Origin of the sequence: Testudinibacter sp. TW-1 (genome assembly GCF_050613185.1) — a bacterium.
Lineage (GTDB): Bacteria > Pseudomonadota > Gammaproteobacteria > Enterobacterales > Pasteurellaceae > Chelonobacter.
Genome location: NZ_CP192511.1, coordinates 1,896,848 through 1,910,256, shown reverse-complemented (window position 1 = coordinate 1,910,256; position 13,409 = coordinate 1,896,848). Strand labels below are relative to the sequence as shown.

15 protein-coding genes are annotated in these 13,409 nt (G+C 45.4%); 4 read left to right on the top strand and 11 right to left on the bottom strand.

Going from position 1 to position 13,409, the window contains the following annotated elements; all coding sequences use genetic code 11:
- Nucleotides 1-6: 6 nt before the first annotated feature.
- Nucleotides 7-1,557 carry a cytochrome ubiquinol oxidase subunit I gene (locus ACQ31U_RS09155; protein ID WP_431051380.1) on the bottom strand — a complete coding sequence of 517 codons (1,551 nt, stop codon included), beginning with the start codon at nucleotides 1,555-1,557 and terminating at the stop codon, nucleotides 7-9.
- A gap of 524 nt (nucleotides 1,558-2,081) precedes the next feature.
- Here ACQ31U_RS09155 and ACQ31U_RS09150 point away from each other — a divergent pair.
- Nucleotides 2,082-2,402 carry a DUF5339 domain-containing protein gene (locus ACQ31U_RS09150; protein WP_431051378.1) on the top strand — a complete coding sequence of 107 codons (321 nt, stop codon included), beginning with the start codon at nucleotides 2,082-2,084 and terminating at the stop codon, nucleotides 2,400-2,402.
- Nucleotides 2,403-2,415: 13 nt separating this feature from the next.
- Here ACQ31U_RS09150 and ruvB read toward each other — a convergent pair whose 3' ends face one another.
- The 10 genes from ruvB to ACQ31U_RS09100 all read right to left on the bottom strand — a co-directional run bounded on the left by ruvB (nucleotide 2,416) and on the right by ACQ31U_RS09100 (nucleotide 10,930).
- Complete coding sequence (gene ruvB, locus ACQ31U_RS09145; protein WP_431051376.1) at nucleotides 2,416-3,423, bottom strand: Holliday junction branch migration DNA helicase RuvB; 1,008 nt, start codon at nucleotides 3,421-3,423, stop codon at nucleotides 2,416-2,418.
- An 18-nt stretch (nucleotides 3,424-3,441) separates the two neighbouring features.
- Nucleotides 3,442-4,053, bottom strand: a complete 612-nt coding sequence (gene ruvA / locus ACQ31U_RS09140; RefSeq protein WP_431051374.1) for a Holliday junction branch migration protein RuvA — start codon at nucleotides 4,051-4,053, stop codon at nucleotides 3,442-3,444.
- A 63-nt stretch (nucleotides 4,054-4,116) separates the two neighbouring features.
- Entirely contained in the window at nucleotides 4,117-4,695 is a 579-nt protein-coding gene (gene ruvC / locus ACQ31U_RS09135; RefSeq protein WP_431051372.1) for a crossover junction endodeoxyribonuclease RuvC, read from the bottom strand.
- Complete coding sequence (locus ACQ31U_RS09130; protein WP_431051370.1) at nucleotides 4,692-5,672, bottom strand: DNA cytosine methyltransferase; 981 nt, start codon at nucleotides 5,670-5,672, stop codon at nucleotides 4,692-4,694. Before ACQ31U_RS09130 ends, ruvC begins: the two co-directional genes overlap by 4 nt.
- A complete protein-coding gene (locus ACQ31U_RS09125; protein ID WP_431051368.1) occupies nucleotides 5,669-6,529 on the bottom strand; it encodes an NgoPII family restriction endonuclease in 861 nt (286 codons plus the stop codon). Before ACQ31U_RS09125 ends, ACQ31U_RS09130 begins: the two co-directional genes overlap by 4 nt.
- 71 nt (nucleotides 6,530-6,600) lie before the next feature.
- Nucleotides 6,601-7,341 carry a YebC/PmpR family DNA-binding transcriptional regulator gene (locus ACQ31U_RS09120; protein ID WP_431051366.1) on the bottom strand — a complete coding sequence of 247 codons (741 nt, stop codon included), beginning with the start codon at nucleotides 7,339-7,341 and terminating at the stop codon, nucleotides 6,601-6,603.
- Nucleotides 7,342-7,378: 37 nt separating this feature from the next.
- Nucleotides 7,379-7,807, bottom strand: coding sequence for a dihydroneopterin triphosphate diphosphatase (gene nudB / locus ACQ31U_RS09115; RefSeq protein WP_431051364.1), 429 nt, complete (start codon nucleotides 7,805-7,807; stop codon nucleotides 7,379-7,381).
- Nucleotides 7,808-9,571: an aspartate--tRNA ligase gene (gene aspS, locus ACQ31U_RS09110; protein ID WP_431051362.1), complete on the bottom strand. Its 1,764-nt coding sequence runs from the start codon at nucleotides 9,569-9,571 to the stop codon at nucleotides 7,808-7,810.
- A 178-nt stretch (nucleotides 9,572-9,749) separates the two neighbouring features.
- Nucleotides 9,750-10,703: a DUF945 family protein gene (locus ACQ31U_RS09105; RefSeq protein ID WP_431051361.1), complete on the bottom strand. Its 954-nt coding sequence runs from the start codon at nucleotides 10,701-10,703 to the stop codon at nucleotides 9,750-9,752.
- Nucleotides 10,704-10,711: 8 nt separating this feature from the next.
- Nucleotides 10,712-10,930, bottom strand: a complete 219-nt coding sequence (locus ACQ31U_RS09100; RefSeq protein ID WP_431051359.1) for a DUF945 family protein — start codon at nucleotides 10,928-10,930, stop codon at nucleotides 10,712-10,714.
- Nucleotides 10,931-11,256: 326 nt separating this feature from the next.
- Here ACQ31U_RS09100 and cmoA point away from each other — a divergent pair, with 326 nt between their 5' ends.
- From cmoA to ACQ31U_RS09085, 3 genes are all read left to right on the top strand, one after another.
- Entirely contained in the window at nucleotides 11,257-11,985 is a 729-nt protein-coding gene (gene cmoA / locus ACQ31U_RS09095) for a carboxy-S-adenosyl-L-methionine synthase CmoA (protein ID WP_431051357.1), read from the top strand.
- A gap of 15 nt (nucleotides 11,986-12,000) precedes the next feature.
- Nucleotides 12,001-12,966 (top strand): tRNA 5-methoxyuridine(34)/uridine 5-oxyacetic acid(34) synthase CmoB, encoded by a 966-nt coding sequence (gene cmoB, locus ACQ31U_RS09090; protein WP_431051355.1) that lies wholly within the window; start codon nucleotides 12,001-12,003, stop codon nucleotides 12,964-12,966.
- Nucleotides 12,967-13,065: 99 nt separating this feature from the next.
- Nucleotides 13,066-13,401, top strand: a complete 336-nt coding sequence (locus ACQ31U_RS09085) for a hypothetical protein (protein WP_431051353.1) — start codon at nucleotides 13,066-13,068, stop codon at nucleotides 13,399-13,401.
- The last annotated feature ends 8 nt before the right edge of the window (nucleotides 13,402-13,409 follow it).

Below are 13,409 nucleotides of genomic sequence, written 5' to 3'. Positions count from 1 at the left end.
TCCTACTTATTTCGCTGTTTGTTCAAAATGATAACGGCCGGTTTTTAATGAGCTTGGGCCCAAACGTCCGTATTTGAACATCAGATACATTTCTGCAATCAGGAAAATCGTGTACAACGCACAGATTAAACCGATTGAGAACCACAAATCACCTGTTGTTAGGGCAGAGTTTGCCACACCGACCGGTAACACTTCATAAATAGCCCATGGCTGACGACCATATTCCGCCAAGAACCAACCGCTTTCAATCGCAATCCACGGCAATGGTAAACCGTACAGCAATCCTTTTAACAATAACGGGCTATTGCCAATCGTTTTACGTGCGGTTTGCGCAAATGCGCCAATCAACAACAATAACATCAAACCACCGGCAAACATCATCACGCGGAATGACCAGAAGGTCGGACCGACTTTCGGAATCGTATCGCTAGCAGCTTGTTGAATTTGTTCTTCCGTCGCATCCAATACATTGTCTGTGTAAGGTTTTAACAATAAGCCGAAACCAAGATCTTTTTGGTAAACCTTGAACAGTTCTTTATCTTCTTCCGTTGCCGTACCGTTCCGCAATTTTTGTAACAAGCCGTAAGAGATGATCCCGTTACGCACGCGCTGTACATTGATTTCACGCAGTTCTGTCAACCCGGTGATTTCTTTGGTTAAAGAGCGGGTTGCGATGATCCCGGCGGCGTAAGGAATTTGAATCGCGAAATCATTCTTCATTTCGGCTTCGTTCGGAATAATCACCATATTCCAATCTGCCGGCGCCGGCGCAGTATGCCACTCGCCTTCCATTGCCGCCAGTTTGACCGGTTGCGCTTGTCCGATTTCATAACCGGATTCATCTCCCATCAACAATACCGCAATAATCGCAATCATGCCGAAAGAAGAGGCCACTGAAAACGAGCGTTTGGCAAAGCCTAAATCGCGACCTTTCAGAATGTAGTAAGAACTGATGGAGAGCACGAAAATCGCACCGCAAACATAACCTGCAGATAAGGTATGTAAGAATTTACTTTGTGCGACCGGGTTCAGCCATAAATCCATAAAGCTGGTCATTTCCATTCGCATGGTTTCGAAATTAAATTCGGAACCAATCGGATTCTGCATCCAGCCATTCGCCACCAAAATCCACATGGCGGATAAGTTAGAACCGAATGCCACTAAATAAGTCGCCATCAAGTGTTTGCCTTTAGAGAGTCTGTCCCAACCAAAGAAGAACAACCCGACGAAAGTCGATTCCATAAAGAAGGCTAATAATGCTTCAATAGCCAAAGGCGCACCGAAGATGTCGCCGACATAATGCGAATAATATGACCAGTTGGTACCAAACTGGAATTCCATTGTAATCCCGGTTGTTACCCCTAACGCAAAGTTAATACCAAATAATTTACCCCAGAATTTGGTCATATCTTTGTACACTTCTTTGCCGGTCACGACATACAGGGTTTCCATAATCACAAGAATAAAGGAAAGTCCTAATGTGAGCGGTACGAACAAAAAGTGATACAGAGCAGTTAATGCAAACTGCAATCTCGAGAGTTCAACAATATCTAACATCTCAACTCCTTGTATATACTACAAGTTCCTCTGACATTGATTACTTTTGTAATCACCCCATTGACACCAAATAATATACCGATGTCATAAAATCGGCCTTCCCAAACACTTATCTAAACGGCTTATAACAACACATTTAGATAAATCTTCAAAAAAGCCCGATTCCTTCCCGCTTATGATACTCTGTAATTCACGCATTAAAAACATAAAATTTACTTTTTCCGCTACATTTTGGGAGATATCTCAAAAAATGCGATCTTCGTCTAAAATGCCATTATGATACAAATCAATTTTTTGAAATTATTGCTATTTTTTATACGCATACCCGATTAATAAAGTTGGTTATTACGCCTCTTTCACAAATTTTTACGCTGATTTTATAGACATTTTTATCCTGTTTTGCTATGTTGTGGAAGGTTTTTATAATTAAGAAATATTCTCGTTCAACGCATAGCAACAAACCAAAAAATAAACTCTGTTTTATTGCGTTATTTTTTATATTCTCACTGAGAAAAGGGCAAAAAATGTTCAAAAAATTTCTGTTCACTGCAAGTATCGCATTGTTTAGTATCGGTGTATCCGCCAATACCACAACGACAAAAAATCAAATTATTGAAGCTGGCAGTATCCCTCAACAATGTAATCAACTTTTCAGCGAAACAGAACAATTGATCAAAGAAGCGGAAAAACAACCGGGAACCCATACCCAATTTGCCAACATTAAAAGCAAATTGTCACAAAGCAAAAAACAAATCTTGGCTTTAGAACGCGAAGTGCAAATTAAAAGTTGTGATAAAGGTTTAGTTGCCCTCAACAACATCAAGAAACAACAACTGCAACCTTAATGATTTTTAACGGCTAAGCCTTATCTGTATCCAGTCCGAGATGCAGATAGGTTTTTGACGTCGCAATCCGTCCGCGCGGAGTACGCTGCAAATACCCCTGCTGAATCAAATACGGCTCTAGCACATCTTCAATGGTTTCCCGTTCTTCACCGATTGCCGCCGCCAGACTATCCAAACCGACAGGTCCGCCGTCAAACCGCTCCACCACCGCACTTAACAATTTGCGATCCATGTAATCAAAGCCTTTAGCGTCAATATCCAACATTTTCAATGCCGCTTGAGCGATTTCGATACTGATTAAACCGTTATTTTTCACATCGGCATAATCACGTACGCGACGCAGCAAACGGTTGGCAATACGCGGCGTGCCGCGTGAGCGACGGGCAATTTCCAATGCCGCCCCTTCAACGATGTGCAGGTTTAAGCAGTTGGCACTGCGAGCCACGATTGAAGTCAAATCTTTAACCGAATAAAATTCCAAGCGCTGCACAATCCCGAAACGATCGCGCAGCGGGGAAGTCAATGAACCGGCGCGCGTGGTTGCGCCGACAAGGGTAAACGGCGGTAAATCCAGTTTAATCGAACGCGCCGCAGGGCCTTCGCCGATCATAATATCCAGTTGGTAATCTTCCATTGCCGGATACAGTACTTCTTCAATCGCCGGTGAGAGACGATGAATTTCATCAATAAACAGCACATCATGCGCTTCCAGATTGGTCAACATTGCCGCCAAATCACCGGCTTTTTCCAATACCGGGCCGGAAGTGGTGCGGATATTCACCCCCATTTCATTGGCGATAATATTGGCAAGCGTGGTTTTACCCAAACCCGGCGGGCCGAAAATCAACAGATGGTCGAGCGCGTCTTGGCGCAATTTCGCCGCCCGAATAAAAATATCCATCTGCTCACGCACCGCTTGCTGCCCGACATAATCTTTCAGCAATTTGGGGCGAATCGCGCGATCCAATACATCTTCTTCGCCGATTTCGCTTGCGCTGATAATCCGATCTGCTTCAATCATACCGCTCTTTTACCCTATTTATAACGCCGCTTTTAACGCTTCACGGATCAACTGCTCGCTGGTGAATTCCGGTTTCGCGATCCGCTTCACCATTTTTTCCGCATCAAGCGGTTTATAGCCCAGTGCCACCAACGCCGCCACCGCATCATCTTCATAATTCGGTGCGCTCGAATCCAATTCGTGACGGCTGCCGCCCGGCAGCTGCACAAAGAAATCGGCTTTTTTGACATTGGCAAATTTGCCTTTTAATTCAACCAATAACCGTTCAGCCGTTTTTTTACCGACCCCGGGAATTTTCACCAATTTGGATAATTCCTCGCGTTCAATCGCAAAAACGAACTCATCGACCGACATTGCCGACAAAATCGCCAACGCCAGTTTTGGCCCGACGCCGTTGGTTTTAATCAGTTCACGGAACAAAGTGCGGTCTTGCTTGCTGGCAAAGCCGAACAATAAATGCGCATCTTCGCGCACCACCAAATGGGTGAACAGGGTTGCGCTTTGATTGACTTCCGGCAAGTGGTAAAAACTGGTCATCGGCAGTAGCAACTCATAGCCAACGCCTTGCACATCAAGCAAAATTTCAGGCGGTTGTTTTTCCAATAATGTGCCGTGTAGACGTCCGATCATAATGATGTCTCTTTAATTCGTATGATGTGGCATAGCATAAAATAAAACTGTATAAATAACCAGTTATTTTTCAGCTTTTAAGCGAAAACGTCCGCGGCTGTAACGGGCTTTCAGACTCAAACCGCACTTTTCAGCTTGAAGTGCGGTGCTGGCGGTTTTGCCGATTTGGAGGGAATGCTGCAAACTGTGGGCGTGGGTGATCGCAATCGCCAACGCATCGGCGGCATCGGCTTGCGGCTGTGCCGACAGGTTTAAAATCCGAGTGACCATATGCTGCACTTGCACTTTGTCCGCCGCCCCGCTGCCGACCACCGTTTGTTTCACCAAACGCGCCGCATACTCAAACACCGGCAGATCAAAATTGGTGGCGCAGACTATCGCCACCCCGCGCGCCTGCCCCAATTTCAAAGCGGAATCGGGGTTTTTCGCCATAAACACCTGCTCTATCGCAAACATGTCCGGCTGAAACTGGGTGATAATCTCACTCACACCGGCATAGATCCGCTTTAAACGGAGCGGCAAATCCTCAACTGCGGTACGAATCGCCCCACTGCCGAGGTATTCCAACTTACGCCCGTTCTGCCGAATCACGCCGTAGCCTGTAACACGCGAGCCGGGGTCAATACCTAGAATGATTGTCATAGAAAAATTTGCTCTTTTATACTACTTGCAATAATTTTTGCCATTTCAACTGGAACAGCATTGCCCACCATTTTATAACCAGTATCTACACTATCATAAATGAATTCAAAATCATCTGGGAATGTTTGAATTCTCGCGCATTCACGAACAGTCATTCTTCGATACAAATATTCATATCCTTCAGCAAAAATATGCTTATTTTTATCGATCTTAGGCATTATTGGTGCTTGTGGGTGTAATTGTGCTTGTCGTCCACTAGCCTGAACCGTAAAACCAAACTCTTCCCATTGACGAACCCTATTTCTGCTCATAAAAATAGTCGAGAATCCACCTTCAAAATACTCATGATTTAATATTTCTAAATTTCGATTAGCTTTATTTTTGATTCGTGCTGGTTTAGCACTATCCTTTAAATCAAAAATACTATCTTTCAATGTTCTTTTTACTGATGTATTAACTGGGAATTTGAAATCCTTATCCAAATCTTTTCTTATCCCAATGTAAAAAACACGTTTTCTATCTTGTGGAATGCCATAATCAGATACATTGACTAAATTAACCGTAAGATTATACCCGCAGTCAATAAACATCTTTTTGATAGTCTCAACTGCCTCTTCATGCCTTTTAGACATCATTCCAACTACATTTTCAGCTAGAAAAAATTTAGGTTGTTTTTCTCGAATGATACGAATGTAATCAAAAAATAACTGTCCTCGAAGATCATTAATGCCTTTCAATGATCCTGCTTCAGACCAAGATTGACAGGGTGGTCCTCCAATAATTCCATCACAATCTGGAATATCATTTGATAATATTTTTCTAATATCTCGGGTATCTAAATAAGCTGAATGGTTTTTCTTATAAGTAGCCCAAATTGTTTTATCATACTCATTTGCAAAGATAATTTTAAATCCTGCCTGCTCAAAGCCTAAATCTAAACCACCTGCTCCTGAAAATAAACTAACAATATTCATCATGCCTCACTATATGAAAAGGTAATTAGCTTTGCATTTTTTAGTTTAGCTGGATTATTAGGGTCTTTAATCTTAATATCATTAATAACCAATGAATCATTTTTCTCCACGTTAGAAAGTAAATCAGATTTATTTTCCAATGAATTGAACTTCTCATCATTAATAATTGCCATAAAATTAAAGGAGCAATTAGGATTCCTAGTATAAATATAATTAAAAACCGTAAATGGATTTTCAATCCCCCACATACCTCTAATTCTTAGATAGGTAATTCCTAATGGATCAACTTTATTTACTCGACCTAATTCCTTAGTTTCAGAAAATTCAACATCTTCAATTTGAGTGATCCCTTTTTTTATATACATTTTAATTTGTTCATAAACATCTTGTGTAGCACAATAATCATCACCATAAACGAAACATAAAGAGGTTAATTTATCATTATCAACTACACCAACGCTATAAATCATATCTTTTTCAATCCAATTACCACCATCACATTCACGACAAGCTTTCTTAAGCATTGGATTTGAAGAAAATAGTTTTGCTTTTGGATAACTACTATTTAACGCTAGACTCGAATTAGGCAACTCAATTTTTTTCACTTCAATTGCATCACCTTGCTTTAAAATCATATCTGGAGGATTATTCTGATTACCTAAGTAACTGAAAGTTGAAGAAATTTTTTCAGTTCTTATCTGTTCGTTATTTTCATTTACCGTATCAGCAAATAAATCTTTAATATATTCTTCTAAAGATTCACCCATGTTATTTGCACGATTTCGACCTGTTGCATATTCACGCAATCTAAATTGTGGTTCTCTAACTAAATTAATGATTGCATTAATAATATTTGCCATATTTTTCTCCATATAGCAATGCCCTGATTTCAGGGCATTATTTAATTATTACAGTAAAAAATAAATCTAAACTACAACAACGCCGCGACTTCATCGCTGATTTCACCGTTGTGATACACGTTTTGCACATCATCACACTCTTCCAGCATATCAATCAAGCGCAATAATTTCGGTGCGGCTTCGGCATCTAAATCCACTGTGGTTGACGGAATCATCGACACTTCGGCACTTTCAATTTTAAAACCCGCCGCTTCAATGCCGTCGCGCACTGCGCCCAGTTCTTCCCATGCGGTATAGATTTCAAAACTGCCGTCATCTTGCGGTTGCACATCATCAGCACCGGCTTCGATTGCCGCTTCGATTAAGCTGTCTTCATCGCCTTGCGCAATCAAAATCAAGCCTTTTTTGTTGAACAGATAGCCGACCGAGCCTTCCGTACCTAAGTTGCCACCGCACTTGGTGAAACTCGGGCGCACTTGTGAAATGGTGCGGTTGGCATTATCGCTCAAACACTCCACCATCACCGCCGTGCCGCCCGGACCGTAGCCCTCATATACACGGGTCTCCATATTGGTATCATCGCCGCCGCCCACGCCGCGCTCAATCGCACGGTTAATGGTGTCGCGCGTCATATTGCTGGCAAGCGCTTTATCCACCGCCGCACGCAAACGCGGATTCGCGCCTGCGTCACCACCGCCGATTTTCGCCGCTGTCACCAATTCACGGATTAATTTGGTAAAAATTTTGCCGCGTTGTGCGTCCTGCGCCGCTTTGCGGTGTTTGATATTCGCCCACTTACTATGGCCTGCCATCTTGATTTCCTCTTGCTATTTATTTTTAACTGTTTGTTTATTTTAGTAAAAATTGTTCAATCGCCGCCGCATTGTTCCACGATTTGGCCATCGTCACCGCCTGCTCTGCCGTCACCCAACGATACGCCGAATGTTCACTCAACCGCACTTCGCACTCTTGCGCCAACGGCAACAAAAACCAATGTTCGTGGCAATGGGTAACATCACGCGCATAACGATGACGAAACTGCGGAAAAATCTCAAAATCAACGGATTGTTGACAATCGACCAAACCGACCGCACTTAGCCCTGTTTCTTCCGCCACTTCACGCTTTGCGGCGCAAAGTGCGGTTTCGCCCGCCTCCAAACTGCCCGACACCGACTGCCAAAACGCAGGATCATCATTACGTTGCAACATCAGCACTTGTTGGCTATCGGTGGCATAGATCACCACCAACACCGATTCGGGGCGTTTAAATCGTGACATTTACGCTTTCGTTACCGTTAAGGCAAGCTCATTCAACGCCTGTTCATTGGCAAAACTTGGCGCGTCGGTCATTAAGCACGCGGCGGCAGTGGTTTTCGGGAATGCGATTACGTCGCGGATATTGTCCGTGCCGGTCAAGAGCATAGTTAGGCGATCCAAGCCGAATGCCAAGCCTGCGTGCGGTGGCGTGCCGAATTTTAACGCGTCGAGCAAGAAGCCGAATTTTTCTTGTTGCTCTTGTTCGTTAATGCCCAAGATATTGAACACGGTTTGCTGCATTTTTTGATCGAAGATCCGTACCGAGCCGCCGCCCACTTCGTAGCCGTTGATCACCATGTCATAAGCATTGGCGACCGCACTTGTCGGCTCGGCTGCCAGTTGTTGCGGCGTGAAATCTTTCGGTGAAGTGAAAGGATGGTGCATTGCCGCCAATTCGCCCTCGTCACCCATTTCAAACATTGGGAAATCGATCACCCACAGCGGTTTCCATTGATCCGCTTGGGTCAAGCCTAACTCTTTGCCGACTTTCAAACGCAGCGCACCCATCGAGTCGGTCACGATATTGTATCTATCCGAACCGAAGAAAATAATGTCGCCGTTTTGCGCGTCCAAACGCGCCAAGACCGCACTTAGCACCTCTGCCGATAAGAATTTGGCAATCGGGCTTTGCACGCCGTCAATGCCGGCGGCGATATCGTTCACTTTCAGCCACGCCAAGCCTTTCGCGCCGTAAATCGCAACAAACTGGGTATATTCGTCAATTTGTTTGCGGGTCAACGTCGCCCCGTTCGGCACGCGCAACGCCGCAACGCGCCCTTTCGGATCATTTGCCGGTTCGTTAAACACTTTAAATTCGACCTCTTTCAGCAAATCGGCAACATCGACCAGCTCCAACGGGTTGCGCAAATCCGGTTTGTCCGAACCAAAACGACGCATGGCTTCGGCGTAAGTCATAATCGGGAACGTGCCCAAATCCACACCGATAGTCTGCTGCCATAAGCCGCGTACCAATTCCTCCATCACCGCGCGGACTTCTTCGGCGGTCATAAACGAGGTTTCGACATCGATTTGGGTAAATTCAGGTTGGCGGTCGGCACGCAAATCTTCATCGCGGAAACATTTCACGATTTGATAATAACGGTCGAAACCGGACATCATCAGCAATTGTTTGAACAGTTGCGGCGATTGCGGCAGGGCGTAGAATTTGCCTTTATGCACCCGGCTCGGCACTAAATAGTCACGCGCGCCCTCCGGCGTGGCTTTGGTCAGCATTGGGGTTTCGATATCCAAGAAACCGTGTTCGTCCATAAAGCGGCGTACAAAACTGGTGATTTTGGCACGGGTTTTGATCCGTTGCGCCATTTCCGGGCGGCGCAAATCCAAATAACGGTATTTCAAACGCTGTTCTTCGGTGTTGTTTTGGTTGAAATCCAACGGCAACACGGCAGCGTTATTGTAAATTTTCAGCCCTTTCGCCAGCACTTCCACTTCGCCGGTCGCCATATCCGGATTGATATTTTTTTCCGTGCGCGCAATCACTTCCCCTTGAATTTGCACACAAAACTCATTGCGCAACGTAGCCGCCGCGTCAAATGCCGCTTGCTGTGCCGGATCAAAAAACACTTGTACAATGCCCTCGCGATCACGCAAATCGACAAAAATCATCGCCCCGAAATCACGGCGGCGGTGAATCCAACCGCTCAGTGTTACTTCTTGTCCGATATGGCTACGATTTAGCGAGCCGCAGTAGTGTGTACGCATCATAATCTGTGTTCCTTGCTGATTTTAAATTGAATTCCCGATTCTCAAGACGGAAAAAAGTTGAGAAGATTAACTGGCGGATTATAACGGAATTTTACGCCGGAATGAACAGCTTTATCGCTTGGGCGAGATGAAAGCAAAAGTGCGGTCAAACAACCGCACTGAGAGAGTAAAACGATTATTACGGCATTGCCGGCGGCAAGCCTTGCAAATCCGACGGTGATAAATTCGGAATCGATAAATCGTATTCGCCGCTCGGTAAGAGCAACTCGTCGTCATCTTCACCAAATGCCGCCGCTTCGCTGTCGGTTTCATCGTATAACGAATTAGCGTAGTCCTCGTCATATTCCAAACCGTCATCGCTATAAAACGCCTGCCCCAAGGCAAAAAGTGCGGTCATAAACACTTGCTCGATCGTTTCCTGCGGCACGACTTCCCCGTTATATTTTAATTGCCCGTTTTCCAACAAGGCTTTTGCGCTAAAAGCCTCCGGGGTTTCAATAAATGATCTGTTTTCGGTTAACAATTGCAACATATGTTGATAGCCTTCATCTGCTTCTTGCGTGATTTGTTCCGGCGTCAACCTCTCCTGTTCTGTTTCACTTTTAACGTTGGCAATCTGGGTCAGCGATTGCTGTAACATTTTTTTGTCGATTTCCGCATTAAAATCAAATTTGGACAAAAAGCGTAAAGGATCCGGGTTTACCGTTTCATCCGCGCTATCTGACTCGGTAAAATTGATCCCCAAATCCAGCGTTAACCGGCTGATACCGCCGCTGTTGCTCCACGCCAGCGGTGAAAACTGCAATTCCGGCTTTTTCGCTAGAATCGTCAGCGCCGCACGCTGTGCTTTTTCATCCTGCTCAGGCGTCGCTTGTCCGTCAACCGGAACGCTGTCACTCGCTTCATCCGACTGAATCGCCAATGCCATTTCTTTGATCGCCAAAGTTTGCGTGCCGATTGCCAGATCTTGCCACTGGGTCGGTTGCAACAAGCTATCCAGTTTTATTCCTCTTATTCTCAATTCATTGTTTTTAAGCGAATTTTTATCATCCGCTTTTCCCGAGAGAGCAAGATGATCCCAACTCAGCTTAACATCACCAATGCCTTGCAGGTTGGTGTCGGAATCAATCACCACCTCGCTCATGCTGAACGAGATATTGTTTTAAGGTATTCCAGCGCCGCAATCCGGATTTGCGACACAACCCGATCGTTGTAACCGAGGCTAAAATCAATGGTCAGCGGATTTTGCGCTTTGCTCAGTTCGAACCACGGCTCGACCAGCTCATTTTTGCCAAGTGCGGTCTGTCCCGCTGCCAGCACCGGTTTTAACTTGAATTTAGCCAAGTTACTTAGCGGCAATGGTCCGTGCTTAGACTATTTTTCGCCAATACAAGGCAAAAAACATGAAGTTTAGTTATTCTAAACGAACGGCTTTTAACGCCGTAGTGGCGAAAAAGAGTCATAGCCCTGCGGGTTGTGTTTAAAATTAGCCACTCCTCGTTGTCATCCTCACCAATAGTCTCGCTATTGGTTTCGGCTTACGCCTAGATTGCGCTAATTTTAAACGACAACTCAAAATATAAACAAACATCAACAAACCCTAAAAAAATTGCCCCACAAAAGCATTTGTCGCCCTTGCGCCTTTTGCGTACAATAACCGCACTTTTACTGATTTTGACTATAAAATGAACAAAGATACGCTATTTTCCGCACCGATTGAGAAAATCGGTGATTTTACCTTTGACGAGGCGGTTGCCGAAGTCTTTCCCGATATGATCCAGCGTTCCGTGCCGGGTTATTCCAATATCATCACCGCGATTGGCATGCTGGCGCAGCGGTTTGTGCAGCCGAATACGCAAGTGTACGATCTCGGTTGTTCGCGTGGGGCGGCGACGTTGTCGGCGCGGCGCAATATTAAACAGCCGAATGTAAAACTGATTGCGGTGGATAATTCGCCGGCGATGATCGAGCGTTGCCGCCGCCATATTGAGGCTTATCACGGCGAAAGTGCGGTTGAAATTATGTGCGATGACATTCGCCATATCGAGATTGAAAATGCGTCGATGGTGATTTTGAATTTCACCCTGCAATTCCTGCCACCGGCTGACCGCACTTTGCTGTTGCAAAAAATTTATCGCGGTTTGAATCGCGGCGGCGTGTTGGTGCTGTCGGAAAAATTCCGTTTTGATGATTCGATTATCAACGAGTTGCAAATCGATCTGCACCATGAATTCAAGCGTGCCAACGGTTATAGCGAGTTGGAAGTCAGCCAGAAACGCACTGCACTTGAAAATGTAATGCGCACCGATTCGATTCCGCAACATAAAGTGCGGTTGCGCGAAGTGGGATTTGAGCAGGTTGAATTATGGTTTCAGTGCTTTAATTTTGGTTCTATGTTAGCGATTAAACAATAAAATGAGAGAAATAGGATGATTGATTTTCGCCCGTTTTATCAACAAATCGCCCAATCCAATTTGTCGGATTGGCTGCAAACCCTGCCGCTGCAACTCAGCCGGTGGCAAAAAAATGCGCACGGCGAATATGCAAAATGGGCGAAAGTGATTGAATTTTTGCCGGCGCTAAACGCCGGCGAAATCAACCTGAAAAGTGCGGTCGAAGCGGTTGCGGCTGCGCCGTTGTCCGGTGGCGAACAGCAACGGATTGTGTATCATTTGAAGCAACTTATGCCGTGGCGCAAAGGTCCGTATCACTTGCACGGCATTCATATTGATTGCGAATGGCGTTCCGATTTTAAATGGGATCGGGTGCTGCCGCACTTAGCCCCGCTGCAGGATCGCACGATTTTAGATGTCGGCTGCGGCAGCGGTTATCATATGTGGCGCATGGTCGGCGAGGGCGCAAAAATGGTGGTCGGAATCGATCCGACCGAGCTGTTTTTATGCCAGTTCGAAGCGGTGCGCAAACTGCTGAATAATGACCGCCGTGCACATTTAATTCCGTTGGGCATTGAGCAAATGCAGCCGCTTGCCGCGTTTGACAGCGTATTTTCAATGGGCGTGCTCTATCACCGCAAATCGCCGCTCGATCACCTCAGCCAACTGAAAGATCAGCTAGTCAAAGGCGGCGAATTGGTGTTGGAAACGCTGGTGATCGACGGCGATGTCAATAGTGTATTAGTGCCGCAAGATCGCTACGCCAAAATGAAAAACGTCTATTTTATTCCGTCGGTGGCGGCACTGATCAATTGGCTGGAAAAGTGCGGTTTCCGCAATGTGCGCTGTGTTGATGTGGCAGCCACTTCGCTGGCAGAGCAACGCAAAACCGACTGGTTGGAAAACGAATCGCTCATCGACTTCCTCGATCCAAACGACCACAGCAAAACCATCGAGGGCTATCCTGCGCCGAAAAGAGCGGTTATTTTGGCAAATAAATAAGGTAATGCGGCTGATAAAAATACCAACTATGAGGCATTAACATTCCCGTTGGCAGGCGTAAGATATTGCTTGATTTTTATTAGATAAGAGTACGATATTATGTCTAATCCGTTTCATGCCCGTTGGACGGCGGTCGGCAACACGCTTTGCCTCGGGCACTGGGAAATCAGTTATCAAGGGCTGCCGCTGGTGTTGCCCGAACAAAAACGCGAACACGATATGGGGACTAACGGTATCTATAGTTTTATGGATCCGGAAGAAGAACTGTTTCGCGAAGGGCTGTATGAAGACGAGTGGATTATTGAAAACGCCGATTGGTTGGCGGACGTGTTTGTCACCTCGAATGTGCCGTTGGACGAAGAACATTTCCATTATTTCTATCAAGCCGTCAATAAAGAAGATTGGCGTTGCGGCAGCTGTGGCGGTTGTATGTAGCCTTACAC